Here is a 24,929-nt window from a genome sequence, read left to right as displayed (position 1 = left end):
ATGTCCATTCCTTCCCGCGTCCAGCTCATCGATGTCGGCCCGCGCGACGGCCTGCAGAACGAGAAGCAGCCTGTGCCAGCAGCGGTCAAGATCGAGCTGGTACACCGCCTGCAGGCCGCGGGTCTGACCGAGATCGAGGTCACGTCCTATGTGAGTCCGAAGTGGGTGCCGCAGATGGCCGACAACCATGAGGTCATGAGCGGCATCACCCGCGCACCGGGCGTGCGTCACTCGGTGCTGACGCCCAACCTCAAGGGCTATGAAGCGGCGGTGCTGGACCGGCCGGACGAGATCGTGGTGTTCGGCGCGGCCAGCGAGGCATTCAGCCAGAAGAACATCAACTGCTCGATCGCCGAGAGCATCGAGCGTTTCGCGCCCGTGGTCGCAGCGGCCAAGGCAGCCGGCATCGCGGTGCGGGGCGCGATGAGCTGCACCGTGGGCTGTCCCTACGAAGGCGACATCGCGCCCTCGCGCGTCGATTACCTCGCGGGACTGATGATGGGCATCGGCGTGGAGCGCGTCGACGTGGCCGACACCATCGGCGTGGGCACGCCGCGCAAGGTGCAGGCAGCGTTCGAGGCGACGCTCAAACACTTCGGCATCGACCAGGTGTCGGGCCACTTCCACGATACCTACGGCCAGGCGCTGTCGAACACACTGGCCGCGCTGCAGATGGGGGTGTGGAACTTCCAGTCGTCGGTCTCGGGCCTGGGGGGCTGCCCCTACGCCAAGGGCGCGACCGGCAATGTGGCGACGGAAGACTTGGTCTTCCTGCTGCACGGCATGGGCATCGCGACCGGCATCGACCTGGACAAGCTGGTCGACGCCGGCCAGTACATCAGCGAGCAGCTCGGCCGGCCCAGCGGCTCGCGCGTGGCGCGCGCGCTGCTGACCAAACGCGCCAGCGCCTGAGCGGCCTGGCGCCGACGGCGATCAATGGTCGCTGTTGGTGGTGGTCCAGGTGTGCACGCCCGAGCTGTGGGCCGTGGTCACGCCGGGCACCTGGCTGACCACATAGCGGGCCAGTTCCACATCGCGCGGCTGCTGCGCGAAACCGTGCAGTTCGGCCACGCCTTGCGACACGGTGACCGTCATGTCCTTGGCCTTGGCGCCCAGCTGGGTGGTCAGGGCGGACTGCGCGGCCGTGGCCAGCGGATCGGTGTCGGCGGCCTGCACCTGGGCGGCGAACGCGGCGGCGGTAATGGCGAGAATCGAGAGGTAGGTCTTCATGGCGGAGCTCCTTGAGGGTGAGGAATGGACGGGCCATCGGGCCGGATGTGGTGCCGACCGTCGGTGGACCCAATGTAGACCTCTGATTCAGGGAAAACCCTGTACGCCGGGTAAAGTCGTGTGGGCGCCCGGTAAAGCGGAAATGGGCCGCACGCCGCTCCTGCCCGAGGCATGATCCCGGGTCTTCTGAAATCTTCTCTGCACACCACCATGGAATGGAACGTCTGGCTGGCCTTTTTTGCCGCCTCCTGGGTCATCGCAATTTCGCCGGGTTCGGGCGCGGTGCTGTCGATGAGCCACGGCCTGGCCTATGGCGTGCGCCAGACCAGCGCGACCATCGTCGGCCTGCAGCTGGGGCTGTCGGTCATCCTGCTGATCGCGGGCGTCGGGGTCGGCGCGCTGCTGCTGGCCTCGGCGGCGGCGTTCACCGTGGTGAAGGTGGTGGGTGCGGCCTACCTGCTGTACCTGGGGGTGAAACAGTGGCGGGCGCCGGTCGACGCGAAGGCGTCTGCCGCAGGTGACTCGCTGGTGAAACACGCCGGCCTGCCGACCGTGCGCGAGCGCGTGCTGACCGGCTTCATGACCAACGTGACCAATCCCAAGGGCATCGTGTTCATGGTGGCGGTGCTGCCGCAGTTCATCGATCCGCTCAAACCGCTGTGGCTGCAGCTGCTGATCCTGCTCATGACCTCGGTGGGTGTCGATCTGATCGTGATGCACGGCTACGCCTTCCTGGCTTCGCGCGCGCAGCGCTGGCTGGCCACGCCGAAGGCGCGCCGTGCGCAGAACCGCGTATTCGGTGGCGTGCTGATGCTGATGGGCACCAGCCTGCTGCTGGTGCGGCGTGGCGCCTGAAGCCCCTCCGGATGCGCCTGTCAGGCGGGGTCGGTACCATTGCGGCCCATGAGCGAAAACGCCTCGAACACCGTTGACCTGCCGCCTGGCGTGGCGCGCGTGACCGCCGCGCTGGCCGGCCTGGGACACCCGCACGCGCCGGTCATGCTCGACGACGCGGCGCGCACTGCGCAGCAGGCCGCCGACGCGCTGGGCGTGGCCCTGGGCCAGATCGCCAAGAGCATCATCTTCCGCCGCAAGACCGACGACGTCGCCGTGCTGGTCGTCACCTCGGGCGACCTGCGCGTCGACGAGAAAAAGGTGCAGGCCATTGTCTGCGCCGAAGGCGGCAAGCTGGGCCGCGCCGACGCCGACTTCGTGAAAGACAAGACCGGTTTTTCGATCGGCGGCGTGTCGCCGCTGGCGCACGCGTCGTCCCCGGTCACTTTGATCGACGAGAAGCTGTTCCGCTTCGACGTGATCTGGGCCGCGGCCGGCCATCCGCACGGCGTGTTCCGTTTGAGTCCCGACGACCTCCGGCGCCTGACCGGCGCTCCGGTGCACGACGTCACTGTTCCCCCTTCTGTCTGAATTCATGATCTTCAAGAAACTGTTTGGCCGCCGCGAGGCACCGCCGCCGCCGCGCCCCAAGGTCTTCAACAACCTCGAAGACGCGCGCACCCGCCATCCCGCCGACAAGGACGTGCCTTCGCCCTGCATCTCGGTGTGCAAGATGGACGACGAGACCAAGCAGTGCAAGGGCTGCTTCCGCACGGTGGAAGAGATCGCTGGCTGGAGCCGCATGGGCGATGCGCAGCGGCTGGTGATCTGGGACCGCATCGAAGAACACCAGGTCCGGATCGGCAACTTCTGATTCCCAGCGCAGACTCCCCGCATGTCCAGCACCTTGCACGAGATCGATTTTTTCTACGACCCGATTTCGCCCTACGCCCATCTGGCGTTCGAGTGCCTGCCGCAGGCGCTGGCCGGGCTGAGCGTGGTGGTGCGCTACAAGCCGGTGCTGTTCGCGGCGCTGCTCAAGGCGCACGGACAACTGGGGCCGGCCGAGATTCCCTCCAAGCGCGACTGGACCTACCGGCAGGTGCTCTGGATGGCGCAGCACCACGGCGTGCGGCTGGAGCTGCCCGCGGCGCACCCGTTCAACCCGCTGGCGCTGCTGCGGCTGGGTCTGGCGACCTCGACCGCCGATGCGCCCGGACAGACCAACCGCTACGTGACCGAGGCGCTGTTCCACCACGTCTGGCACGGTGGTGGCGATCCGCTGGAGCCGGCGCGGCTGGCGGCGTTGCAGGAGCGACTGCAGGACCACATGCGTGAACGCCAGAAACCCTGGTTCGCGCCCGACGGCGACGAGGTCAAGGCCCAGCTGCGCCGCCACACCGACGAAGCGCTGGCGCTGGGACTGTTCGGCGTGCCGTCCATGGTCGCGGACGGGCGTGTGTTCTGGGGCCTGGACGCGCTGCCGATGCTGCGCGAGAGTCTCGATGGCGCGGCCTGGTTTGCGGGCGCGGCATGGGACTCGGTGAAGACCCTGCCGGTTGGCGTGCAGCGCAAGGCCTGAACCCGAAGGCTTCTTGATCTTCCGCAGGGCGCTGCGGTGCGGGGCGGCATACCATGCAGTCCGGTTGATCGGTACCGCTCCGGTGCCGCCTGCGACCGGCAATGCGCTCACCCACAAGGAGACCCAACATGTTCAAGAAGATCCTCGTTCCCACCGACGGCTCCGCGCTGTCGCTCAACGCCGCCACCACCGCTGCACAGATGGCCAAAAGCCATGGCGCGGAAGTGATCGGCGTCTATGTCATCGATCCCTTCCCCTACATCGGCATCGGTGATGCCTCGGCCGCCGGGCTGCAGGCCTATCTGGCCGAATCGCGCAGCGTGGCGGGTCAGGCGCTCGATGCGCTGGGCAAGGTCTGCGCCGCCGAAGGCGTGCCGTTCGCCGGCGACACGATCGAGCGCAACGTGGTCTATGAAGGCGTGATCGAAACCGCCAATGCCGAAGGCTGCGACCTGATCGTCATGGCCTCGCACGGCCGCCAGGGCGTGTCGGCGCTGGTGCTGGGCAGCGTGGCCCAGAAGGTGCTGACGCACACCAAGCTGCCGGTGCTGATCGTCAAGGGCTGACCTGCCGGACGGCAGGCATCGCCGCCTCAACGGCGGCATGGGCGGAGGAAGTTCCCGACGGGGTTGTTGCGACCTGTAACAGCCTGCTGTTGTGTAACAACAGTGGTGTACCGAACAGACAGCGCGACGTACATTCGCGCCCCATGGATCCGACTTCAACCCACCTCAGGAAGGGGCGCTCCGGCGCTTCCCGTGTGCTGATCTGGCGCCTGCTCGCGCTGGCCCTGATGGCCGCGCTGGCGGCCTGCGGCGGCGGTGGCGGCGACAGTACGTCGGCATCCGGCAGCCCGCAGTCGCGCTCGGCGGCCGCGGGGGATGATGCGCAGGGCGGTGCGGACGGCGAGTCCACTTCCCTGTGGTCGGGCCTGGTGGGCGCCATCGATGGCGCGCTCAACAAGATCGGCATCGACATCGGTGCAGAGCCCAAGGCAACGACCACGCAGCTCGACGCCGTGCGCCTGGCCAACCAGGCGACCTTCGGTCCGAACGAAGCCCTGATCGCCCAGATCCGGCAGGAAGGCGCCGCGCTCTGGATCGCCGGGCAGATGAACCTGCAGCGCCAGGCCGTCAAGCGCGTGCCCGGCGCGGCCGACGTGGTGACCACGGTGGCGCTGCCCAAGTCGCGCTACACCAGCGGCGGTACCAACGCCGTGCACAAGCACACCAGCAAGACCGTCGATTTCTGCGACAACAAGGGCCCCACCTGCTGGCGCGACTGGTCGTCGTCGACCCCGCTGGTGTGGGACTTCTACCGCAACGCGGTGCACAGCCCGGACCAGCTGCGCCTGCGCGTGGGGCTGGCCCTGCAGCAGATGCTGGTGATCTCCAACTATGAGGTCAGCGGTACCTACGGCCTGCGCAACTACAACAACATGCTGCTGGACAACGCGTTTGGCAACTACCGCGATGTCCTGAAGAAGGTGATCCTCTCGCCAGTGATGGGCGACTACCTGGACCACGTCAACAACGACAAGGCCGCCCCCAACGAGAACTTCGCCCGCGAGCTGCTGCAGCTGTTCTCGCTCGGCACCTGCCTGCTCAACGCAGACGGTTCGCTGCAGGGCGGCACCTGCACGCCCACCTACGACAACGCACGGGTGCGCGAATACGCCTTTGCACTGACCGGCTGGACCTATCCGGCCGGCGGCGCCACGCCGTGGGGCTGCTATCCCTCCGGTTCCAACTGCCAGTTCTACGACGGCGACATGGTGTTGAAGGCCGGCTTCCACAATACCCAGCCCCGCACACTGCTGTCGGGTGTGACGCTGGCCAATGGAAACACGGCGGACGTGGCGCTGGAAAAGGTCCTCACCAGCATCATGGCGCACCAGAACGTGGCGCCGTTCGTGAGCCGCCACCTGATCCAGCAACTCGTGACCAGCAACCCGAGTCCGGCCTATGTGCAGCGTGTGGTCACCGCGTTCAACACCGGCCGTTACACCACCTTCGGTTCCGGCGTCAAGGGCGATCTCGCGGCCACGGTGGCGGCGGTGCTGCTCGACACCGAGGCGCGTTCGACGCCCACCAACACCGCCGGCCGGCTGCGCGAACCGATCCAGCTGTTCACCGCCGTGCTGCGCGCCCTCAACGGCCGCACCGACGGCGAGGCGCTGGGCTGGTGGTGGGGTGAAGAGATGCGTGAACATGTGTTCCGCCCGCCCTCGGTGTTCAACTTCTATCCGCCCGATTACCCCGTGGCAGGGACCACGCCGCCCCTGGTCGGACCGGCATTTGGCATCCACAACGCCAACACCGCGCTCAACCGGATGAACTACCTGAACTACCTGATCTTCTGGGACGGTTCCGGCGCCAGTTCGGATGTGCCCAACGCGGTGGGCACCAAGGTCAACCTCAGCGCTTTTGCGTCCACCACCAACGCCGCAACCCTGGTCGACCGCCTTTCGCTGCTGGCGCTGGGAGAGATCCTGCCCGCCACTTCCCGCACGGCCGTGATCAACGCGGTCAACGCCTATCCCTCGAACACCGCCGACGGCCGCACCAACCGGGCCCGGCAGGCCGCCTTCCTGGTGTTTGCCTCGCCGCAGTTCCAGATGACACGCTGAGAGAAGACCATGAAACCGCTTCATTCCATCGATGCGCTGATGCTGGACCGCCGCCGCTGGCTCAAGTGGGGTGGCGCCTCGGTCGCCGGGGCCTTTGGCGCCGGCACCCTGTCGGCCCTGCTGCAGAACCCGGCCCAGGCCCAGGCCAATACCTACCGCGCGCTGGTGTGCGTGTTCCTCTACGGCGGCAACGACGGCCAGAACATGGTGGTGCCCACCGACACCACGCGCTACAACCAGTACGCCGGTGTGCGGCAGGCGCTGGCGCTGCCGCAGAGCAGCCTGGTTCCGCTGACGGGCACCGACCTCGGCCTGCATCCGGCGATGGCGTCGCTCGCGCCGATCTGCACGGCCCAGAAGATCGCGCCGGTGGTCAACGTCGGTCCGCTGTTTGGTCCGCTGACCAAGGCCGAGTACCGCGCGCTGCCCGACACGGACCAGCGCATTCCGGACAACCTGTTCTCGCACTCCGACCAGCAGATCGAGTGGGAGTCGTCGAGCGCCCGTTCGCTGGAGCGCACCGGCTGGGGTGGCCGGGCCACCGACGCCATGGCCACCGTCAATCCGGTGATCTCGGTCGGCGGCAACGGGCACTTCGGCCTGTCCGCGCTGGGCACGCCGCTGGTGCTGCCCGGGCCCGGGGGTACCTTCGGGGTGGAGAACCTGTCCGGCACAGGGGCGTCCACGGTCGCACGCAAGGCGGCGCTCGAAGCGCTGTACCAGAGCGCCAACCTTGGCAGCAGCAACCTGATGCTCGGCGCCTATGCGCAGCAGCAGCGCACGGCCTTTGACATGTCGGCCCGCCTGGGAGCCATCGTCAAGGTAGAGCCGAGCACGGCCTCGCCGACCGCGATCGACACCGCATTCGCGCCGCTGATCGACGCCAACGGCAACATCACCTCCCATCTTGGCGAGCAGCTCTATCAGGTGGCCAAACTGGTGGAGGGGCGCACCACGGTGCAGGGTGACAAGCAGCTGTTCTTTGCACAGCAGGGCGGCTTCGACACCCACAACGAACAGATCGCCGCCGACAGCCTGACGGGTGGTCACACCCGCCTGCTTCAGGAGCTCGCGGACGCCATGGCCTGCTTCTACAACGCCATGGCGGCGATCGGTCTGTCGAACAACGTCACCCTGTTCACCCAGAGCGACTTCGGCCGTACCTTCGCGCCCAACAGCAGTTCGGGCACCGACCACGCCTGGGGCAACCACCATCTGGTGATGGGCGGCGCGGTCAACGGCGGGACGGTCTACGGTACCTACCCCGATCTGGTGCTCGGCGGTCCCAGCGACGTCGGCGTGGAATCCTGGGAGCTGCAGGGTCGCTGGCTGCCCAGCACCAGCGTCGACCAGTACGCCGCCACGCTGCTGCGCTGGTTCGGCGCCAGCGACCCGCAGCTGGGCACCATCCTGCCCAACCTCGCGAACTTCAGCGTCAAGAACCTCGGCTTCCTGGCCTGACCAGGCGCAGCGGCGGCGCGTGGGGGATTCCGATCCGGCGCCGGGCCGCCCCAAGCCGGATCAGCCCCCTCGGGGGCAGTGACCCGCGCAGCGGTGGAGCGTGGGGGCTCCTTCCTTATCTTCGGAACTTGCCGTCGGCGTCGATGATGGACAGGTCGGCGAAGTCCAGGCCGGAGTGGTCGGCCGGGCTGTAGCTCAGTTCCAGCCCGCCCAGATCGAGCTTGCCGATGCCTTCCAGGGCCGCGCGCAGCTTCTCCCGGGTCGGGTCCTTGCCCGCACGGCGCAGCCCTTCGACCAGCACCTTGGCACTGACGAATCCCTCCAGCATGGCGGGCGTCACACCCTCCTGGCCTTTGGCACTGGCCAGCGCGAGCGCTTCCTTGACGATGGGCGCGGAGAACGACCGTTCGTAGGGCAGCACCTGCGCCACGATGGTGCCGCGCGCGATCTCGCCCAGACCCTTGATGAAGCCGGCAGAAGCGTTGTTGGACAGGGTCACCAGCTGCGCCCGCGAGCCGGCAGCCCGCAGCGCCTTCATGCCATCCACCACGGCCGTGCCGGAGCCGATGTAGAGCACGGCCTGCGGGTTGGCCTGCTTCAGCGTGGGCATGAGCGGGGCGAAGTCGGGTTTGGCGCGGTCGTACTTGAGGTGCGCCACCGGCTGCCGGCCCACGGCGGCAAAGCCCTTGAGTACGCCGACCACGGCGTCGGCCCCGAAGGTGTCGTCCACCTGCACGATCGCGATGCGCTCGATGCCGATCAGGCTCAGGTGGCGGATGGCGCGTTCGCCCTCGCGCTGGTATGGCGCGCGCACGTTGAACACCCAGGGGTTGACCGGGTCGTGCAGCACCATCGCACCGGTCGACGGGCCGACCAGGGGGATCCTGTGCTCGGCCAGCAGCGGCATGATGGCCTGGTTGTGGGGCGTGCCGCGCGTCAGGAACAGGGACACGACGCCCTGGTCGATCAGCTTCCTGGCGTTCTCGACCGCGATCTTGGGGTCGAACTGGTCGTCAAGCTGGCGCAGTTCGATCTTCTGCCCGTTGATCCCGCCCTTGGCGTTCACCGCGTCAAACCACAGCTTGGCGCCGTCGGTGGCCTCCTTGACGCTGGAGGCCACCGCCCCGGTGATGCCGGCGGTCTGTCCGACCAGGATCTGGGACCAGGCGGGGAGGGTGAGCGTGCTGCCGAGAATCAGGCCGGCCAGGGTCCGTGCCAGCGCGGACGTGCGCGAAGTAGCTGTCTTCATGGTGTTGTTCTTTCTCGAGTCTCCAACGTGCTTTCCAGTCTGCCCCGGCTCGGGCGCCGCGTCACTTGTGGAAATGACGTAGGGCGCCGGCAGATCGACTGCCAGCCTCCTAGAATGTTTGCCTCCCACCCAGGAAGGCCTGCATGTCCGACGATCTCCGCCCCGCCGACGAACCCGTTTCTCCCTCCGAGGCGCCCGCGGAAGCTCCCGGCACCGGCACGATCCGCATCCGCGGCGCGCGCCAGCACAACCTCAAGAACATCGACCTGGACATCCGCACCGGCGAGTTGACGGTGGTGACCGGCCCCAGTGGTTCGGGCAAGTCGAGTCTGGTGTTCGACACCCTGTTCGCCGAGGGCCAGCGCCGTTACGTCGAAACCTTCAGTGCCTATGCGCGCCAGTTCCTGGACCGCATGGACAAGCCGGCGGTCGACAAGGTGGAGGGCGTGCCGCCCGCAATCGCCATCGACCAGACCAATCCGGTGCGCAGCTCGCGCTCGACGGTCGGCACGATGACCGAGCTGAACGACCACCTGAAGCTGCTGTTCGCGCGTGGCGCCCACCTGTTCGACCGCGAGACCGCACTGCCGGTGCGCCACGACTCGCCGGAGTCGATCTTTGCGGAGCTGCAGCGGCGTTCTGCGGAACAGGGTGATCCGAGGCTGGTGGTCACCTTCCCGGTCGAACTGCCGGCCAGCACCACCCCCGAAGAGATCGAGCAGTGGTTGTCGGCCAGCGGCTACACGCGGGTGCAGGCCGAGCGCATCGTGCAGCGCGAGGCGAAGGAAGAAGCGCCGGCCAAGGGCAAGAAGGCCAAGCCGGTGATCGAGGCGGTGAAGCTGCTCGATGTGGTCGCCGACCGATTCCGCCTGTCGAACGCGGAATCCGTGCGGGTGATGGAGGCGATCGAGGTTGGTCTCAAGCGTGGCGCCGGCAAGCTGATGGTCTACGCGCTCAAGGACGAAGGCGAGCCCGACATCTGGCGGTTTTCTACCGGGCTGCATTGCCCCGAGAGCGACATCCGCTACACCGATCCGACGCCGTCGATGTTCTCCTTCAATTCGGCGGTGGGCGCCTGCGAGAGCTGTCGCGGTTTCGGTCGGGTGATCGGTGTCGACTACGGCCTGGTGATTCCCGACGAAAAGCTCACGCTGCGCAACGGCGCGATCAAGGTGTTCCAGACCCCGGCCTGGAAGGAATGCCAGGACGATCTGATGCGCCACTCTGAAAGTGCGGGCATTCCGCGCGACACACCCTGGAACAAGCTCACGCCGGAGCAGCGGCAGTGGGTGATCGGCGGTACGCCGACCTACAAGGAGGGGCAGTGGGGAAAGCAGTGGTACGGGGTGGCGCGGTTCTTCGAGTACCTGGAGAGCAAGGCCTACAAGATGCACATCCGGGTGCTGCTGTCGAAGTACCGCAGCTACACGGAGTGTCCGGTGTGTGCGGGGGCGCGGCTCAAGGGCGACAGTCTGCTGTGGCGCATCGGGTCGAAGGTGCAGGCGGATGCGGTGCTGCCTGTTTCGAAGCGGTATCTGCCTCGGGGGGTGAAGTGGTCGCGTGCGCAGCTGGAGGCCTTGCCTGGTCTCTGCCTGCACGATCTGATGCTGATGCCTTTGTCGGATCTGCGGAGGTTCTTCGAGGATCTGGCTTCGGGCATGGCTTTGTCCGTGTCTGCTTCTTCGCTCGCTGGCGAGGCTGCGGGGCGGGCGGAGCGCCCGGGGGCGTCAGTCGCACGCTCCGATTCCTTCCCCGGGCACTCCGCCCGCCCCGCAGCCTCGCCGGATCCGAGCACGCGAATTGCCGATGCAGCGAGCGCCAACAAGTCAAACAAGGGCACAGGCGAACAGCAAGCCCTGAAGCTCCTGTTCGAAGAGATCAACACACGCCTGCGGTACCTCTGCGAAGTCGGCATCGGCTACCTCACGCTGGACCGCCAGAGCCGCACCCTCAGCGGCGGTGAAGTCCAGCGCATCAACCTCACCACCGCGCTCGGCACCTCGCTGGTCAACACGCTCTTCGTGCTCGACGAACCCAGCATCGGCCTGCACCCGCGCGACATGGCGCGCATCAACGACGCCATGCTGCGCCTGCGCGACGCCGGCAACACCCTGGTGGTGGTGGAGCACGACCCGGCCGTCATGCTCGCGGCCGACCGCCTGATCGACATGGGCCCCGGCCCGGGCGAGCGCGGCGGACAGATCGTGTTCGACGGCACACCTGAGGCCATCCGCAGCGCCGACACCCTGACCGGCGCCTACCTGGGCGCGCGCAAGACCGTGGGCATGGGCTTCAAGCGCATGGTCACCGACAGCACGCCGCGCCTGATCCTCGAGGGCGCGCGCGAGCACAACCTGCAGAACGTCTTTGTCGAGTTCCCGTTGCAGCGCCTGACCGTGGTCACCGGCGTCTCGGGTTCGGGCAAGTCCACGCTGATCCAGGACGTGCTCGCACCCGCGTTGCTGCGCCACTTCGGCAAGGCCACCGAGTCGCCCGGCGCGCACGACCGTCTGCTGGGCGCGGACTTCCTCAGCGAGGTGGTCTATGTAGACCAGTCCCCGATCGGCAAGACCGCGCGCTCCAACCCGGTGAGCTATGTGGGCGCCTGGGACGCGATCCGGGCCCTGTTCGCCGACGCGCCGCTGTCGCGCCAGCGCAGCTACACCGCGGCCAAGTTCAGCTTCAACAGCGGCGACGGGCGCTGCCCGACCTGCGGCGGCTCGGGCTTCGAGCACGTCGAGATGCAGTTCCTCTCCGACGTGTACCTGCGCTGCCCGGACTGCGACGGCAAGCGCTACCGGCCCGAGGTGCTGGAGGTGCGCATCGAGCGCGGAGGGCGGATGCTCAACGTGGCCGATGTGCTGGAGCTCACCGTGAGCGAAGCGGCCGACCTGTTCAAGGCCGACCGCGAGGTGATCCGTGTGCTGCAGCCCATCGTGGACGTGGGGCTGGAGTACGTGAAGCTGGGCCAGCCGGTGCCCACGCTCTCGGGCGGCGAGGCGCAGCGCCTCAAGCTCGCGGGCTTCCTGGCCGAGGCCGCCAAGAACAGCGCAGCCAGCCGACAGGCGCTGGCCCGCAAGGGCACGCTGTTCCTGTTCGACGAGCCGACCACCGGCCTGCACTTCGACGACATCGCCAAGCTCATGCGCTCGCTGCGGCGGCTGCTCGAAGCCGGCCACTCGCTGATCGTGATCGAACACAACCTGGATGTGATCCGCAGCGCCGACTGGCTGATCGACCTCGGACCCGAGGGCGGCGCGGGCGGCGGCCTGGTGGTGGCCGAAGGTCCGCCCGAAGAAGTGCGCGAACACAAGACCAGCCACACCGCCAAGGCGCTGCGCGAGTACGCCCTGTCCATGGGCGAGGTGCACGCGGTGCACGAAGGCCGCCTGGTCGACTATCTGAAACAACCGCAGCGACAGCGCGCCGCCGCGGCCCGCGCCAGGAACCACAGCAACGCGATCCGCATCGTCAACGCCAAGGAGCACAACCTGCAGAACCTGAGCGTGGACATTCCGCGCGGCAAGTTCAATGTGATCTCCGGGGTCAGCGGTTCGGGCAAGTCGACGCTGGCGTTCGACATCCTGTTCAACGAAGGCCAGCGGCGCTACCTCGAATCGCTCAACGCCTACGCGCGCAGCATCGTTCAGCCCGCGGGCCGGCCCGAGGTCGACGCGGTCTACGGCATTCCGCCCACGGTGGCGATCGAACAGCGCCTCTCGCGCGGTGGCCGCAAGTCCACGGTGGGCACCACCACCGAGGTCTGGCACTTCCTGCGCCTGCTGTACGTGAAGCTGGGCACACAGCACTGCGTGCACGACGGCGCGGCCGTGATGCCGCAAAGCCCCGAGAGCATCGCCGCCGCCATCCTCACGCGCTACCGCGGTCGCCACATCGGCCTGCTGGCGCCGCTGGTGGTCAACCGCAAGGGTGTCTACACCGAGCTGGCCGACTGGGCGCGCCCGCGCGGCTACACCCACCTGCGCGTGGACGGCGAGTTCCTGCCAACCACCGGTTTTCCGCGCATCGACCGCTTCAAGGAACACACCATCGAACTGCCCGTGGCCGATGGCGTGGTCGACCCGGCCAACGAAGCCTGGCTGCGCACGCAGCTGACCAAAGCGCTGGAGTTGGGCAAGGGCACGCTGCACCTGCTGACCGATCTGGATGGTCTGGCCCCCGCGCTGGCCGAAGGCCGGCCCACGGCGGGGATGGGCAAGATGGAGGTGTTCTCCACCACCCGTGCCTGCCCGGTCTGCGGCACCAGCTATCCCGAACTGGATCCGCGCCTGTTCTCCTACAACAGCAAGCACGGCTGGTGTCCCGACTGCGTGGGCACGGGCGTGAAGCTTTCGCGCGAACAGCGCAAGGCGCTGGACGACTCGGTGCGCGACGACGACCAGAAGGGCCGCGAGCAGAGCTTTGCCGAGCCCGAGGTGGAAGACCTGACCGACGAGGCCTGCCCGAGCTGTGAAGGCACGCGCCTGAACGCGCAGGCGAGGGCGGTGAAGTTCGGCGCCGTGGCCGCGACCGGGCAGGCCGGCCGTGGCATCACCGAGATCGCGCGGCTGTCGGTCAGCGACGTGCGCAAATGGGTGCAGGCCATGATGAGTGACGGCGGCCTCAGCCATCGTGAAGCCGACATCGCGCGCGACCTGCTGCCTGAAATTGAAAGCCGCCTGGCCTTCCTCGAAGAGGTCGGGCTCTCCTACCTCACGCTGGACCGCGGCGCGCCCACGCTCAGCGGTGGTGAGGCACAGCGCATCCGCCTGGCGGCGCAGCTGGGTTCCAACCTGCAAGGCGTCTGCTACGTGCTCGACGAGCCGACCATCGGCCTGCACCCGCGCGACAACCAGATCCTGCTCGACGCGCTGCACAAGCTGGGCGACATGGGCAACACCCTGGTGGTGGTCGAACACGACGAGGACACCATCCGCCGTGCCGACCACATCATCGACATCGGTCCCAGCGCGGGCAAGCGCGGTGGCCGCGTGGTGGCGCAGGGCACGGTGGCCGACCTGTCGGCGAGCCCCGACTCGCTCACGGGCCGCTACCTGCTGCACGCGATGAAGCACCCCTTGCAGCCGCGCCGGCCGGTGAGCGCCGAGGCCGAGCGGCTGGAGCTGCGCGGCGCGGCGATGCACAACCTGCAGAAGATTGATGTGGACGTACCGCTGCGACGGCTGGTCGTCGTGACCGGTGTGTCGGGCTCGGGCAAATCCACGCTGGCGCGCGACGTGCTGCTGACCAACGCGGCCGCTGCAGTGACCCAGCGCAGCACTCTCGCCGGCCGCCAGGCCTGGGACAACGAGGGCGTGCGCCCCGCCTGGACCGGCTGCAGCAAGCTGCTGGGCAGCGAGACGGTGGATCGTGTGCTCGAAGTCGATCAGACGCCGATCGGCAAGACGCCGCGCAGCTGTCCGGCGACCTACATCGGTTTCTGGGACACGGTGCGCAAGCTATTCGCCGACACGCTGGAAGCCAAGGCGCGCGGCTACGGTCCGGGGCGTTTTTCGTTCAACACCGGCGAAGGCCGCTGCCCGGGCTGCGAAGGGCAGGGCATGCGCACCATCGAGATGAGCTTCCTGCCCGACGTGAAGGTGCCCTGCGAGGTCTGCCACGGCGCACGCTTCAACCCCGAGACCCAGGCCGTGACCTGGAAGGGCAAGAACATCGGCGACGTGCTGCAGATGGCGGCCGATGAAGCGGTCGAGTTCTTCGCCTCCATGCCCGCGATCAGCCACCCGCTGCAGTTGCTCAAGGACGTGGGCCTGGGCTACCTCACGCTGGGCCAGCCATCACCGACGCTGTCGGGCGGCGAGGCGCAGCGCATCAAGCTGGTGACCGAACTTTCCAAGGTGCGCGACGAGATCGGGCGCCGCGGGCAGAAGGCGCCGCACACGCTGTACGTGCTGGACGAACCCACGGTGGGCCTGCACATGGCCGACGTGGAAAAGCTCATCCGCGTGCTGCACCGCCTGGTGGACGGCGGCCACAGCGTGATCGTGATCGAGCACGATCTGGACGTGATGGCCGAGGCCGACTGGATCATCGACCTCGGGCCGGAAGGCGGCTCGGGCGGCGGCCGCATCGTGGCGGCGGCGACGCCGGAAGACGTGGTGCGGCTGGGCACGCACACGGGCAAGGTGCTGGGGCCGGTGCTGGCCCGGTCCTGACCAGACAAGATGGTGCCCGACCAGGTCATCCACATCCACCCGGCCGCGCCACCTCAGCCTGTCGTGGGAACGCCTTGCAACGGCTGCGGGGTGTGCTGCCTGGCCGAACCCTGCCCGCTGGGGCAGGTGATTTCACGCAAGAGCCTTGGAGCCTGTGACGCCCTGCGCTGGGACGAAACGCAAAGCCTCTACCGCTGCGGCGCGATCAGCGATGCCGCCGGCGTGCTCGGCCCGCGCTGGGCCTGGGCGGCCCCCCTGATGCGTCGGCTTGCGCGGCGCTGGATCGCGGCTGGCATTGGCTGTGACGCCAGTCTGCAAGGCCTGCGGCGCTGAACGGCACATCAGAAACGGCTCAAGTTCGCCAGGATTTGGTCGTTAGACCTTGCAGGTGGTGGGGGAAATACCCCCGCTTGTCTTCACCGCGAACCGAGTCCTCCCATGGCACTTCCCACTTCGACACACCCTTGCTGGTCGCGCGCGGCCGGCGGCGGTCTGGCCCGCATCCAGACCTCCAACCTGGCCCTGCAGCTTCTGGTCAAGCGCCTGGAGCGCAGCACCGATGCGCCGCCCCAGAAAGCCTCGGAAATCCAGGCCTTCTTCACCAAGTGGGAGCGCATCCTCTCCACCGAAATCGACCAACTCAACCGTCTCTGAGGCACCGCACATGAACCGTCTGATGACACTGGCCGAAACGGCTGAACTGATCCGTGGCGGCGCCCACCTGTCGCTCGCTGGCCCGGAGAGCGCCCTGGATTCCCTGCCCAAGGGGCAATGGATCGCCGGCACCATTCCCTACTTCATGGACACGGCCGGTGGCGTGGTGTCCACCAGCGGGCAGGTGTTCGTGAGCCCGCTGCCCGCACAGGGCCAGATCACCCTCGCGCACTATGGTGCGGACCAGCTCAAGTCCATCGTGGGCAACGGGCCGGACAACGGCTTCACCGTGGCCATCGTGCCTGCGGGCAGCGCTGCCCACAAGACCTTTGCCGCCGAAGCCGTGAACGATGCCGACGCCTTCCTCAAGCCCACCGTGGGCTGGGTCGCCGGCATCCATCTCTCTGACCTCGGCAAAGTGACCCCCAAGGTTTACCTGGGCGCCACCGGCGAGAAGTTCGAAGACGGCGTGGTCGTGGCCCATGTGGCCCTGCCCGAAAGCCAGCTGGCCTCCATCGAGATCGTCAACATCTTCGAACCGGGCGATGGCGACGTGCTGCGCTTCACCGACACCTCGTTCGAAGTGGGTGAGTGCCTGGTCAACGGCGAGAAGACCAACCTGGCCGACTATGTGCAGGCCAAGGGTCTGGCCGACGGCAAGTTGCCGCTGGTGGGCGACTTCGGTGGTGCGCACATCAACGCATCCATCCAGTCGGTCGACGCGGATGGCCGCAAGGTGGTGCTGTACGCCCCGGTGTTCACCGGCGTGGACTATCACTTCGCCAAGCCTGTGGCCGACTACGGCGCCAGCTTCCGCGAACGCCTGGCCGGCTACCGCACGGACGGTGTGAACTTCTCGTGCAACTGCATCCTGAACTTCCTGTTCGGCGAACTCGAAGGCCAGAACATCGGCGACTTGCGCGGGCCGGTGACCTTCGGCGAGATCGGCTACCAGCTGCTCAACCAGACGCTGGTCGTGCTGCGCATCGACTGATGCCGCGGTCACAGCCCGGTCCGCCCGCGGGTCGGTGAAAAAGGCGCCTTCGGGCGCCTTTTGTCTTTCCGAAGCCCGTTCTTGCGACGGCGACAATCGCGCCATGCTGATCTGGCCACTCCCCGCCCTATTGACCTGGGCGTTTGCCTGGGCGCTGTTCGTCGGCCTGCGCGTGGCCGGGCTTGGCGCACCCGGTGCTTTTGTGGTCGCGCTGCTGGCGGCGGGGCTGGCTGCCTGGACCGGGCGCACGCCGTGGCGGCGGCTGTTCATGCTGGCGGGGTTCCCGCTGTCGCTGCTGGTCAGTGGCGCGGCGGGCGCGGTGCCCGGCTGGATCTGGCTGCTGCCGCTGGCCCTGCTGCTGGCCTTGTACCCGCTGGGCAGCTGGGGCGACGCGCCGCTGTTCCCCACACCCGCCGAAGCTCTGAACGGATTGGCGGAGAAAGCGGCACTGCCCGATGGAGCGGTGGTGGTGGACGCGGGCTGCGGCCTGGGCGCCGGACTGATCGCGCTGCGCCGCCAGTACCCGCGGGCGCAGATCCTTGGCTGGGAATGGAGCTGGCCGCTGACGATGCTGTGTGCGCTGCGCTGCCGTCTGAGGGGCAATGTCGCAAGGGTGCGCCGGGCCGACATCTGGGCGGCAGACTGGTCGGGCTGCGACCTTGTCTACCTGTTCCAGCGGCCGGAAAGCATGCCGCGCGCGGTGGAGAAGGCCGCGGCCGAACTGCGGCCCGGTGCCTGGCTGGTGAGTCTGGAATTCGAGGCCCGGAGCCTCAAGCCCACGGTCCGGCTGGAGACCGTCCAGGGCAAACCGGTCTGGCTCTACCAGGCCCCGCTGCGCACCCGCTGAGCCGGCGGACGCTGGATCAAGGTTTGCTGCCGGGTGCCACGCGCAGCGCGCGCCGCTCGCGCCGCAGCAGCCACCAGCCCGGACCGGCCACGGCCAGCAGCAAGGCGGGAAAGCCCACCACTGGCGCCCAGTCCAGCATGGCTGCACCCAGGGCCGGTGCCAGCGTCCCGCCCAGCGTGTACGACAGCACCAGCACCGCCGTGCTGTTGACCAGGGTGATGCCCTGTTCGCGCGAGCCGATGTCGATCATGGCAAGCGTGTAGAGGCTGCCGCCCGCGCCACCCCAGACGAAGGCCAGCGCGGCGGCCAGCCAGGGCGCACCGGCCACCAGCGGGATGAGCAGCGTGGCCAGCAGTGTGATCAGCGCACAGGCGTGCAGGATCTCCACCCGTGCGCCGTGAGCACCGCCCCGCCGGGGCTGCTGTGCCAGCCGGTCGGCCGCCATGCCGGCGGGCAACATCATCAGTGCGCTGCCCAGGCCGCTGGCCGACACCAGCAGAGCAGCGGCCGTGGCGCCCATGCCCAGCGCCAGCCCGTACAGCGGCAGGATCGACGTGAGCCCGCTCTCGAAGAAGCCGCCGACAAACCCCACCGTCATGATCAGCGGGTGCGCGCGGAGGGCGTGCCACACGCCGTGCAGGCCCACGCGGGCTTCGTGTGCGTCGTGCGCGGGCGGCAGGCGCGGAATCCACAAGCTGCCGATCAGACCAAGGACCAGGAAGCCCAGCACCAGCCACAGCGCAATCGGGTTGGTCGGACCGACCAAGGCCAGCAGGGCCGGGCCGATGACAAAGGTGGTGCCGACCATGGTTTCGAACAGGCCCACGAATCGGCCACGCTGCAGCGGTGGCGCGAACTCGGCCACCACCGCCTCGGCCAGCACCCAGCGCAGGCCCGAGGCTGCGCCCGCAATGAACTCGCAGGCGAACCACACCGGCAGCGCGTCCGTGAGCAGGAAGCCGGTGGTCGACACCACCGGCACCGCCGCCGACAGCCACAGTGTGGGCCTGCGTCCGAGCCGCTGCGTCACGGCCGAGGCGAACGGTGTGATGACGAACACCCCCACCCAGCCCACCGCCGCGAACAGGCCGGCCATCGAGGTCGAGACACCACCGTCCTTGAGCCGCAACAGCAGCAACGGCATGAGCATGAAGTAACCCACCAGCTCGAAGAACGTGGCGCCGAAAATGGCCCAGAGGCCACGCCGCGCCAGCGCGGGTGGTGGCGGTGGTGGGGCGGCATCGGTTGGCGGCGGCGGGTGCAGCGGGCCGGTCATGCGGGGGCTCCGGTTTGGCGGGCTGCCAGCACGGCGTGTGCGACTTCGGCAAAACCCGCGCCGCGCTCGCCCTGCGTCACGTAGCGTGGTCTGTGCGCCAGCTGGCCCCAGAACCGCGCCACATTGGCCACGCCGACGCTGTGCGGGAAGTGCCCGAACATCGTGGCATCGTTGGTCGAGTCGCCGACGTACACCCAGTGCTCGCGCTCCGCGTCCAGATCGCGCTGCAGGTGTCCGCGCACGATCCAGCGCGCGCCGGCCAGCTTGTGATGGTCACCGATCCAGCCGTTGATGTGGATGGAGCTGACGGTGGCGTTCAGCCCGCCCTCGTGCATGAGCCGCACCACGCGGTGGATGTCCTGTTCGTCCAGCTCCGCGAATTCGCTGTGGTCGATGGCGATGTCGGTTTCGCGGCCGGGGCTGTCCTGCGACAGGCGGGCGTGCGGCAGTTCGGCCAGCACGCGCTGCGCCACCGCCTGCAGCTGTGCGAAGTTCTTGCGGCGTGTGGCCGCGTCCTGCAGGTACGCCTTCTGCAGTGCACCGTCCTCGCCGCGCCAGAGCGCCACCGCGCCGTTCTCGGCCACGATGGCGTGGACCGGCCAGTCCAATGCGAAGGGTTCGCTCCAGCCCGCCGGGCGCCCGGTGATGGCGAACACGGGCAGGCCCGCGGCGCGCAGCGCGCGCAGCGCTTCGAGAGCGTCGGGCGTGATCGCGCCGTCGGTGGTCAGCGTGTCGTCGATGTCGGTCAGCACGCCGCGGATGGTCAATCGCGCGGCCAGAGGCCAGTCGGAAAGGGTGAAGTGAGGCATAAAGGTTGCGCAGTTTCGCAGATGCGCAAAAACAGGGGCTGCGGTAGAATCACGGCCATCCGAGGAGCGTTGCAGCGCACCCCCGACCACCGGTCGGCGCGGAGCGTGAGGCTCGGACAACCATGCAACGACGCTCATCCACTTCCGTGCGATGGGCTTTTTTTTGCCCCCGTGTCGCCCGTGGAGTGGTTCATTCAACCTTCAATGGAGCGAACCATGAACGCACGCATTCCCAACGCCGTCAACGCCGACTGCGTCATCACCGACATCGGTCTGGCCGACTGGGGCCGCAAAGAGATCAAGATCGCCGAGACCGAGATGCCCGGCCTGATGGCCATCCGCGAAGAGTTCGCGGCCAAGCAGCCCCTGAAGGGCGCACGCATCACCGGCTCGCTGCACATGACCATCCAGACAGCCGTGCTGATCGAGACCCTGCAAGCCCTCGGTGCGCAGGTGCGCTGGGCGTCCTGCAACATCTTCTCGACGCAGGACCACGCTGCCGCCGCGATCGCTGCCGCCGGCACGCCGGTGTTCGCCGTCAAGGGCGAGACCCTGGTCGACTACTGGGACTACACCCACCGCATCTTCGACTTCGGCGCCAAGGGCACCGAGGGCGAAGGTCCGAACATGATCCTGGACGACGGCGGCGATGCCACGCTGCTGATGCACCTGGGCAAGCAGGCCGAGAAAGACCAGAGCGTGCTGGCCAATCCGGGCAGCGACGAAGAGCGCATTCTGTTCGCCGCGATCAAGGCCAAGTTGGCCGAAGACAACACCTGGTACAGCCGCAAGAGCGCCCAGATCCTGGGCGTGACCGAAGAGACCACCACGGGCGTGCACCGCCTCAAGGAAATGTCGGCCAAGGGCACGCTGATGTTCCGTGCCATCAACGTCAACGACTCGGTGACCAAGTCCAAGTTCGACAACCTGTACGGCTGCCGCGAGTCGCTGGTGGACGGTATCAAGCGCGCCACCGACGTGATGATTGCCGGCAAGGTCGCCTGCGTGGCCGGCTACGGCGACGTGGGCAAGGGCTCCGCCCAGGCTCTGCGCGCCCTGAGCGCCCAGGTGTGGGTGACCGAGATCGACCCCATCAACGCCCTGCAGGCTGCCATGGAAGGCTACAAGGTCGTGACCATGGAATACGCCGCCGACAAGTGCGACATCTTCGTGACCACCACCGGCAACCGCGACGTGATCACGTACGAGCACATGGCCGCCATGAAGGATCAGGCCATCGTCTGCAATATCGGCCACTTCGACAACGAGATCCAGGTCGCCAAGCTGGAAGCCCATTGCAAGTGGGAAGAGATCAAGCCCCAGGTCGATCACGTGATCTTCCCGGACGGCAAGAAGATCATCCTGCTGGCCAAGGGCCGGCTGGTGAACCTGGGCTGCGGCACGGGCCACCCGAGCTTCGTGATGTCTTCGTCGTTCGCCAACCAGACGATTGCGCAGATCGAGCTGTTCTGCCATCCCGAAGGCTACGACGTGGGCAAGGTCTACGTGCTGCCCAAGCACCTGGACGAGAAGGTCGCGCGCCTGCACCTGAAGAAGGTCGGCGCGATGCTGACCGAGCTGAGCGACGAGCAGGCCGCCTACATCGGCGTGCCGAAGAACGGCCCGTACAAGCCCGACACGTATCGGTATTGATTACCGATGCGTGCTGACCAGTTGCTCGTTGAGCGAGGGTTGGCCGCGTCGCGCTCGCAGGCCCAGCGGCTGATTGCTGCGGGGGTGCGCTGGCGTCTGTCTGGGGGCGACTGGAAAGCCGTGGCCAAGAACGGTGAGGCGTTGCGCGTGACAGTGGAACTGCAGCTGCAGGACACGGCCGAGTCGCGCTTCGTTTCGCGCGGCGGTCTCAAGCTGGACGGCGCGCTTCTGCGTTGCGGCCTGGACGTGACCGGCCTGCTCTGCCTCGATGTGGGGCAGAGCAGCGGTGGCTTTACCGACTGCCTTCTGCAGCGCGGCGCCATGAAGGTCGTGGGCGTGGACGTGGGACAGGGCCAGCTGCATCCGCAGCTGCGCAGCGATCCGCGCGTGGTCTGCATTGAAAAATGCAATGCACGCGAGCTGACGGCGCAGCAGCTGGAGGAAGCCGGTGGCGAAGTGGCCGCCGCGCCGTTCGACTTGATCGTCGGCGACCTGTCGTTCATCTCGCAGACGCTGGTCTGGCCGGCCATCGTGCCGCTGCTGAAACCTTCGGGTCATCTGCTGATGCTGGTCAAGCCGCAGTTCGAACTGCAGCCCGAGCACATCGGCAAGGGCGGTCTGGTGAAAGACACCACGAGTTATGCGCTCGTGCAACAACGCATCGCGCAGGCCTGCTCCGACAACGGCCTGCAGCTGCGGGACTATTTTGAGAGTGCCATCACCGGCGGTGATGGCAACCGGGAGTTCTTCGTATGGGCCTGCCCCTGAGTTTTGAGTTCTTTCCGCCCAAGACGCCCGAAGGCGCCGAGAAGCTGCGCGTGGTGCGCCAGAAGCTTTACGCGGCCAAGCCCGAGTTCTGCTCGGTGACCTATGGTGCCGGCGGTTCCACGCAACAGGGCACCTTCGACACGGTCGGTGAAATCCTGGCCGAAGGTGTCCAGGCGGCCTCGCACTTCTCGTGCATCGGCGCCACCAAGGCCAGCGTGCGAGAGCAGCTGGCCATGCTCAAGGCCATGGGCGTCCGGCGCCTGGTGGCGTTGCGCGGCGACCTGCCCAGCGGCTATGGCCTGGGCGGCGAGTTCCATTACGCCAGCGACCTGGTGGCCTTCATCCGCGAAGAGACCGGGCGCGACTTCCACATCGAAGTGGCTGCCTACCCCGAGGTCCATCCGCAGGCCAGGTCCCCCGAGGCCGACCTGAAGGCCTATGCCACCAAGGTGAAGGCCGGCGCCGACTCAGCCATCACGCAGTACTTTTACAGCGCCGACGCCTACAGCCGCTTCGTGGACGACGCACACAAGCTGGGAGCCGACGTGCCGGTGGTGCCGGGCATCATGCCCATCACCAGTTCGTCGCAGCTGCTGCGCTTCTCGGACGCCTGTGGTGCCGAAATCCCGCGCTGGGTGCGGCTGCGCCTGCAGGGCTACGGCGATGACATCGAGTCCATCAAGGCCTTCGGCCTGGACGTGGTCACCAGCCTGTGTGAACAACTGCGCAAGGCCGGTGTGCCCGCGCTGCACTTCTACACGATGAACCAGAGCGCCGCGACGCTGGAGCTCGTGAAGCGGCTGCAGCTCGGGTAAGGTCCGATCGGTGACATATCAGGGAGTCAGACCATGAACAACATTGCACGCCGCCTGGCCTGCATGGCGCTGCTGGCCGGCCTGGCCGCCTGTGCCACCGCACCCGCACCGTCGCTCACGCCCGCAAGTGCTCCCCGCTCGGCGCCGACGCAGGCCTCAGTTGCTGTGCCATCGGCACCAGCGGCACGCAGCGAAGTGGCCGCGAAACCTGTCGAACCAGCGGCAGCTGTGCCCAACAATCCGTCCGACACCCATGCATCGTCCGCGTCGTTTGGGGAAGCCTCGTCGGCTGCGGTCGATGGTCTGGTCGACCGGGGTGTCGCGTCCTGGTACGGCAGGAAGTTCCATGGCCGTCGCACCGCCAGCGGCGAGCGCTACGACATGAACGCCATGACCGCCGCCCACAAGACCCTGCCGTTCGGCACCAAGGTCCGTGTGCGCGCCGTCGCAACCGGCAAGGAAGTCGTGGTGCGCATCAACGACCGCGGGCCTTACCGGCACCAGCGCATCATCGATCTGAGCCAGGCGGCCATCGCGTCGCTGGGCCTGAAGAACCGCGGGGTGACCACGGTGGAGCTGTTGCGGGAGTGATCCGGCAGGATCGAAGTCGGGTTTCCTGAGTTGGCGACAATGGGGGTTGATTCCCGCCCCCATCCCACCAGGAGACACCGATGAAACTCGAAACCATTGCCGTGCATGGCGGCTACACGCCAGACCCCACCACCAAGGCGGTCGCAGTCCCGATCTACCAGACGGTGGCCTATGCGTTCGACGATACGCAGCATGGCGCCGACCTGTTTGACCTGAAGGTCGCGGGCAACATCTACAGCCGCATCATGAACCCCACCAACGGGGTGCTCGAAGCCCGCATCGCGGCGCTCGAAGGCGGCATCGGCGCACTGGCCGTGGCCTCGGGCATGGCAGCGATCACCTATGCGATCCAGACCATCGCCGAAGCCGGCGACAACATCGTCTCCGCCTCCACTCTCTACGGCGGCACCTACAACCTGTTCGCCCACACCTTTCCGCAGCAGGGCATCACGGTGCGCTTTGCCGACCCGCGCGACCCGGCGGCGTTCGCTGCGTTGATCGACGATCGCACCAAGGCGGTCTATTGCGAGTCGGTGGGCAACCCGCTGGGCAACGTGACCGACATCGGCGCACTGGCCAAGGTCGCCCACGCCGCCGGGGTGCCACTGATCGTCGACAACACCGTGCCCAGTCCCTACCTGTGCCGCCCGTTCGAGCATGGCGCCGACATCGTGGTGCATTCACTGACCAAGTACCTTGGTGGCCACGGCACCACCATCGGCGGCGCCATCGTCGATTCCGGCAAGTTCCCGTGGGCTGAACACAAGGCGCGCTTCAAGCGCCTGAACGAGCCGGACGTGAGCTACCACGGCGTGGTCTACACCGAAGCCCTCGGCCCGGCCGCCTACATCGCCCGCGCCCGCGTGGTGCCGCTGCGCAACATGGGTGCGGCGCTCTCGCCCATGAACGCCTTCCAGATCCTGCAAGGCATCGAGACGCTGGCGCTGCGCATGGACCGCATCTGCGAGAACGCGGTCAAGGTGGCGACCCAGCTGAAGAACCACCCCAAGGTGGGCTGGGTCAACTACGCCGGCCTGCCCGACCACAAGGACCATGGCCTGGTGCAGCAGTACATGGGCGGCCGCGCCTCGGGGATCATCAGCTTCGGCCTGAAGGCGGACGACGCCATCGCCGCCGGCGCCCGTTTCCAGGACGCGCTGCAACTCTTCACCCGCCTGGTGAACATCGGCGACGCCAAGTCGCTTGCCTGCCATCCGGCCTCGACCACGCACCGCCAGCTCAACCCCGAAGAGCTGAAAAAGGCCGGCGTGAGCACCGACATGGTCCGCCTGTCGGTCGGCATCGAGCACATTGACGACCTGCTCGCCGATCTGGAACAGGCGCTGGGAAAGGTCTGAGCC

22 protein-coding genes and 1 riboswitch are annotated in these 24,929 nt (G+C 67.6%); of the genes, 18 read left to right on the top strand and 4 right to left on the bottom strand.

Translation table 11 applies throughout. The annotated features are described in order from the left end of the window. Entirely contained in the window at positions 1 to 912 is a 912-nt protein-coding gene (locus tag ACLIJ1_RS13695; protein ID WP_411366093.1) for a hydroxymethylglutaryl-CoA lyase, read from the top strand. A gap of 21 nt (positions 913 to 933) precedes the next feature. Here the strand turns inward: ACLIJ1_RS13695 and ACLIJ1_RS13690 are convergent, their stop codons facing one another. Then, complete coding sequence (locus tag ACLIJ1_RS13690; protein ID WP_411366092.1) at positions 934 to 1,230, bottom strand: BON domain-containing protein; 297 nt, start codon at positions 1,228 to 1,230, stop codon at positions 934 to 936. A 210-nt stretch (positions 1,231 to 1,440) separates the two neighbouring features. Between ACLIJ1_RS13690 and ACLIJ1_RS13685 the strand changes: the two genes are divergently transcribed. The 7 genes from ACLIJ1_RS13685 to ACLIJ1_RS13655 all read left to right on the top strand — a co-directional run bounded on the left by ACLIJ1_RS13685 (position 1,441) and on the right by ACLIJ1_RS13655 (position 7,736). Further along, on the top strand, positions 1,441 to 2,085 hold the full coding sequence (locus ACLIJ1_RS13685) for a LysE family transporter (protein WP_411366091.1): 645 nt from the start codon (positions 1,441 to 1,443) through the stop codon (positions 2,083 to 2,085). A 48-nt stretch (positions 2,086 to 2,133) separates the two neighbouring features. Next, positions 2,134 to 2,655 (top strand): YbaK/EbsC family protein, encoded by a 522-nt coding sequence (locus ACLIJ1_RS13680; protein WP_411366090.1) that lies wholly within the window; start codon positions 2,134 to 2,136, stop codon positions 2,653 to 2,655. A 4-nt stretch (positions 2,656 to 2,659) separates the two neighbouring features. Then, positions 2,660 to 2,938: a DUF1289 domain-containing protein gene (locus ACLIJ1_RS13675; RefSeq protein ID WP_411366089.1), complete on the top strand. Its 279-nt coding sequence runs from the start codon at positions 2,660 to 2,662 to the stop codon at positions 2,936 to 2,938. A gap of 33 nt (positions 2,939 to 2,971) precedes the next feature. Beyond that, positions 2,972 to 3,646, top strand: a complete 675-nt coding sequence (locus tag ACLIJ1_RS13670) for a 2-hydroxychromene-2-carboxylate isomerase (RefSeq protein ID WP_411366403.1) — start codon at positions 2,972 to 2,974, stop codon at positions 3,644 to 3,646. A gap of 128 nt (positions 3,647 to 3,774) precedes the next feature. Beyond that, the gene (locus tag ACLIJ1_RS13665) at positions 3,775 to 4,212 is read left to right on the top strand and encodes a universal stress protein (RefSeq protein WP_411366088.1); all 438 of its coding nucleotides are present in this window, start codon (positions 3,775 to 3,777) and stop codon (positions 4,210 to 4,212) included. Positions 4,213 to 4,355: 143 nt separating this feature from the next. After that, positions 4,356 to 6,275: a DUF1800 domain-containing protein gene (locus ACLIJ1_RS13660; protein WP_411366087.1), complete on the top strand. Its 1,920-nt coding sequence runs from the start codon at positions 4,356 to 4,358 to the stop codon at positions 6,273 to 6,275. 9 nt (positions 6,276 to 6,284) lie between these two features. After that, a complete protein-coding gene (locus ACLIJ1_RS13655; protein ID WP_411366086.1) occupies positions 6,285 to 7,736 on the top strand; it encodes a DUF1501 domain-containing protein in 1,452 nt (483 codons plus the stop codon). A 115-nt stretch (positions 7,737 to 7,851) separates the two neighbouring features. Here the strand turns inward: ACLIJ1_RS13655 and ACLIJ1_RS13650 are convergent, their stop codons facing one another. Next, positions 7,852 to 8,985 (bottom strand): ABC transporter substrate-binding protein, encoded by a 1,134-nt coding sequence (locus ACLIJ1_RS13650; RefSeq protein WP_411366085.1) that lies wholly within the window; start codon positions 8,983 to 8,985, stop codon positions 7,852 to 7,854. A gap of 143 nt (positions 8,986 to 9,128) precedes the next feature. Here ACLIJ1_RS13650 and uvrA point away from each other — a divergent pair, with 143 nt between their 5' ends. From uvrA to ACLIJ1_RS13625, 5 genes are all read left to right on the top strand, one after another. Continuing rightward, on the top strand, positions 9,129 to 15,161 hold the full coding sequence (uvrA, locus tag ACLIJ1_RS13645; RefSeq protein WP_411366084.1) for an excinuclease ABC subunit UvrA: 6,033 nt from the start codon (positions 9,129 to 9,131) through the stop codon (positions 15,159 to 15,161). 9 nt (positions 15,162 to 15,170) lie between these two features. After that, a complete protein-coding gene (locus ACLIJ1_RS13640) occupies positions 15,171 to 15,494 on the top strand; it encodes a hypothetical protein (RefSeq protein ID WP_411366083.1) in 324 nt (107 codons plus the stop codon). 105 nt (positions 15,495 to 15,599) lie between these two features. Next, positions 15,600 to 15,815 carry a hypothetical protein gene (locus ACLIJ1_RS13635; protein ID WP_411366082.1) on the top strand — a complete coding sequence of 72 codons (216 nt, stop codon included), beginning with the start codon at positions 15,600 to 15,602 and terminating at the stop codon, positions 15,813 to 15,815. 10 nt (positions 15,816 to 15,825) lie between these two features. Then, positions 15,826 to 16,809, top strand: a complete 984-nt coding sequence (locus ACLIJ1_RS13630) for a DUF6976 family protein (RefSeq protein WP_411366081.1) — start codon at positions 15,826 to 15,828, stop codon at positions 16,807 to 16,809. A 103-nt stretch (positions 16,810 to 16,912) separates the two neighbouring features. Beyond that, positions 16,913 to 17,656 carry a class I SAM-dependent methyltransferase gene (locus tag ACLIJ1_RS13625; protein ID WP_411366080.1) on the top strand — a complete coding sequence of 248 codons (744 nt, stop codon included), beginning with the start codon at positions 16,913 to 16,915 and terminating at the stop codon, positions 17,654 to 17,656. Between the two features lie 16 nt (positions 17,657 to 17,672). Here ACLIJ1_RS13625 and ACLIJ1_RS13620 read toward each other — a convergent pair whose 3' ends face one another. Continuing rightward, complete coding sequence (locus ACLIJ1_RS13620; RefSeq protein WP_411366079.1) at positions 17,673 to 18,932, bottom strand: MFS transporter; 1,260 nt, start codon at positions 18,930 to 18,932, stop codon at positions 17,673 to 17,675. Beyond that, positions 18,929 to 19,741 carry an HAD family hydrolase gene (locus ACLIJ1_RS13615; protein ID WP_411366078.1) on the bottom strand — a complete coding sequence of 271 codons (813 nt, stop codon included), beginning with the start codon at positions 19,739 to 19,741 and terminating at the stop codon, positions 18,929 to 18,931. Before ACLIJ1_RS13615 ends, ACLIJ1_RS13620 begins: the two co-directional genes overlap by 4 nt. 55 nt (positions 19,742 to 19,796) lie before the next feature. Then, positions 19,797 to 19,884, top strand: a riboswitch (S-adenosyl-L-homocysteine riboswitch). Positions 19,885 to 19,957: 73 nt separating this feature from the next. Between ACLIJ1_RS13615 and ahcY the strand changes: the two genes are divergently transcribed. The 5 genes from ahcY to ACLIJ1_RS13590 all read left to right on the top strand — a co-directional run bounded on the left by ahcY (position 19,958) and on the right by ACLIJ1_RS13590 (position 24,926). Further along, entirely contained in the window at positions 19,958 to 21,394 is a 1,437-nt protein-coding gene (gene ahcY / locus ACLIJ1_RS13610; RefSeq protein ID WP_411366077.1) for an adenosylhomocysteinase, read from the top strand. A 6-nt stretch (positions 21,395 to 21,400) separates the two neighbouring features. Next, the gene (locus ACLIJ1_RS13605) at positions 21,401 to 22,162 is read left to right on the top strand and encodes a TlyA family RNA methyltransferase (RefSeq protein ID WP_411366076.1); all 762 of its coding nucleotides are present in this window, start codon (positions 21,401 to 21,403) and stop codon (positions 22,160 to 22,162) included. Then, positions 22,147 to 22,977 (top strand): methylenetetrahydrofolate reductase [NAD(P)H], encoded by an 831-nt coding sequence (gene metF, locus ACLIJ1_RS13600; RefSeq protein ID WP_411366075.1) that lies wholly within the window; start codon positions 22,147 to 22,149, stop codon positions 22,975 to 22,977. Before ACLIJ1_RS13605 ends, metF begins: the two co-directional genes overlap by 16 nt. Positions 22,978 to 23,010: 33 nt before the next feature. Next, positions 23,011 to 23,568, top strand: a complete 558-nt coding sequence (locus ACLIJ1_RS13595; protein ID WP_411366074.1) for a septal ring lytic transglycosylase RlpA family protein — start codon at positions 23,011 to 23,013, stop codon at positions 23,566 to 23,568. Positions 23,569 to 23,648: 80 nt separating this feature from the next. Next, complete coding sequence (locus ACLIJ1_RS13590; protein ID WP_411366073.1) at positions 23,649 to 24,926, top strand: O-acetylhomoserine aminocarboxypropyltransferase/cysteine synthase family protein; 1,278 nt, start codon at positions 23,649 to 23,651, stop codon at positions 24,924 to 24,926. The last annotated feature ends 3 nt before the right edge of the window (positions 24,927 to 24,929 follow it).

Source organism: Hydrogenophaga sp. RWCD_12, assembly GCF_046604225.1.
Taxonomy (GTDB): domain Bacteria; phylum Pseudomonadota; class Gammaproteobacteria; order Burkholderiales; family Burkholderiaceae_C; genus Hydrogenophaga.
The sequence above is the reverse complement of the archived record's forward strand: the minus strand, read 5'-3'. Positions and strand labels throughout refer to the sequence as shown.

Bases quoted from the DNA above. Each gene is read 5' to 3' on its own strand.
- ACLIJ1_RS13695 (WP_411366093.1), top strand. From the start codon at position 1: ATGTCCATTCCTTCCCGCGTCCAGCTCATCGATGTCGGCCCGCGCGAC.
- ACLIJ1_RS13690 (WP_411366092.1), bottom strand. From the start codon at position 1,230: ATGAAGACCTACCTCTCGATTCTCGCCATTACCGCCGCCGCGTTCGCC.
- ACLIJ1_RS13685 (WP_411366091.1), top strand. From the start codon at position 1,441: ATGGAATGGAACGTCTGGCTGGCCTTTTTTGCCGCCTCCTGGGTCATC.
- ACLIJ1_RS13680 (WP_411366090.1), top strand. From the start codon at position 2,134: ATGAGCGAAAACGCCTCGAACACCGTTGACCTGCCGCCTGGCGTGGCG.
- ACLIJ1_RS13675 (WP_411366089.1), top strand. From the start codon at position 2,660: ATGATCTTCAAGAAACTGTTTGGCCGCCGCGAGGCACCGCCGCCGCCG.
- ACLIJ1_RS13665 (WP_411366088.1), top strand. From the start codon at position 3,775: ATGTTCAAGAAGATCCTCGTTCCCACCGACGGCTCCGCGCTGTCGCTC.
- ACLIJ1_RS13660 (WP_411366087.1), top strand. From the start codon at position 4,356: ATGGATCCGACTTCAACCCACCTCAGGAAGGGGCGCTCCGGCGCTTCC.
- ACLIJ1_RS13655 (WP_411366086.1), top strand. From the start codon at position 6,285: ATGAAACCGCTTCATTCCATCGATGCGCTGATGCTGGACCGCCGCCGC.
- ACLIJ1_RS13650 (WP_411366085.1), bottom strand. From the start codon at position 8,985: ATGAAGACAGCTACTTCGCGCACGTCCGCGCTGGCACGGACCCTGGCC.
- uvrA (WP_411366084.1), top strand. From the start codon at position 9,129: ATGTCCGACGATCTCCGCCCCGCCGACGAACCCGTTTCTCCCTCCGAG.
- ACLIJ1_RS13640 (WP_411366083.1), top strand. From the start codon at position 15,171: ATGGTGCCCGACCAGGTCATCCACATCCACCCGGCCGCGCCACCTCAG.
- ACLIJ1_RS13635 (WP_411366082.1), top strand. From the start codon at position 15,600: ATGGCACTTCCCACTTCGACACACCCTTGCTGGTCGCGCGCGGCCGGC.
- ACLIJ1_RS13630 (WP_411366081.1), top strand. From the start codon at position 15,826: ATGAACCGTCTGATGACACTGGCCGAAACGGCTGAACTGATCCGTGGC.
- ACLIJ1_RS13625 (WP_411366080.1), top strand. From the start codon at position 16,913: ATGCTGATCTGGCCACTCCCCGCCCTATTGACCTGGGCGTTTGCCTGG.
- ACLIJ1_RS13620 (WP_411366079.1), bottom strand. From the start codon at position 18,932: ATGACCGGCCCGCTGCACCCGCCGCCGCCAACCGATGCCGCCCCACCA.
- ACLIJ1_RS13615 (WP_411366078.1), bottom strand. From the start codon at position 19,741: ATGCCTCACTTCACCCTTTCCGACTGGCCTCTGGCCGCGCGATTGACC.
- ahcY (WP_411366077.1), top strand. From the start codon at position 19,958: ATGAACGCACGCATTCCCAACGCCGTCAACGCCGACTGCGTCATCACC.
- ACLIJ1_RS13605 (WP_411366076.1), top strand. From the start codon at position 21,401: ATGCGTGCTGACCAGTTGCTCGTTGAGCGAGGGTTGGCCGCGTCGCGC.
- metF (WP_411366075.1), top strand. From the start codon at position 22,147: ATGGGCCTGCCCCTGAGTTTTGAGTTCTTTCCGCCCAAGACGCCCGAA.
- ACLIJ1_RS13595 (WP_411366074.1), top strand. From the start codon at position 23,011: ATGAACAACATTGCACGCCGCCTGGCCTGCATGGCGCTGCTGGCCGGC.
- ACLIJ1_RS13590 (WP_411366073.1), top strand. From the start codon at position 23,649: ATGAAACTCGAAACCATTGCCGTGCATGGCGGCTACACGCCAGACCCC.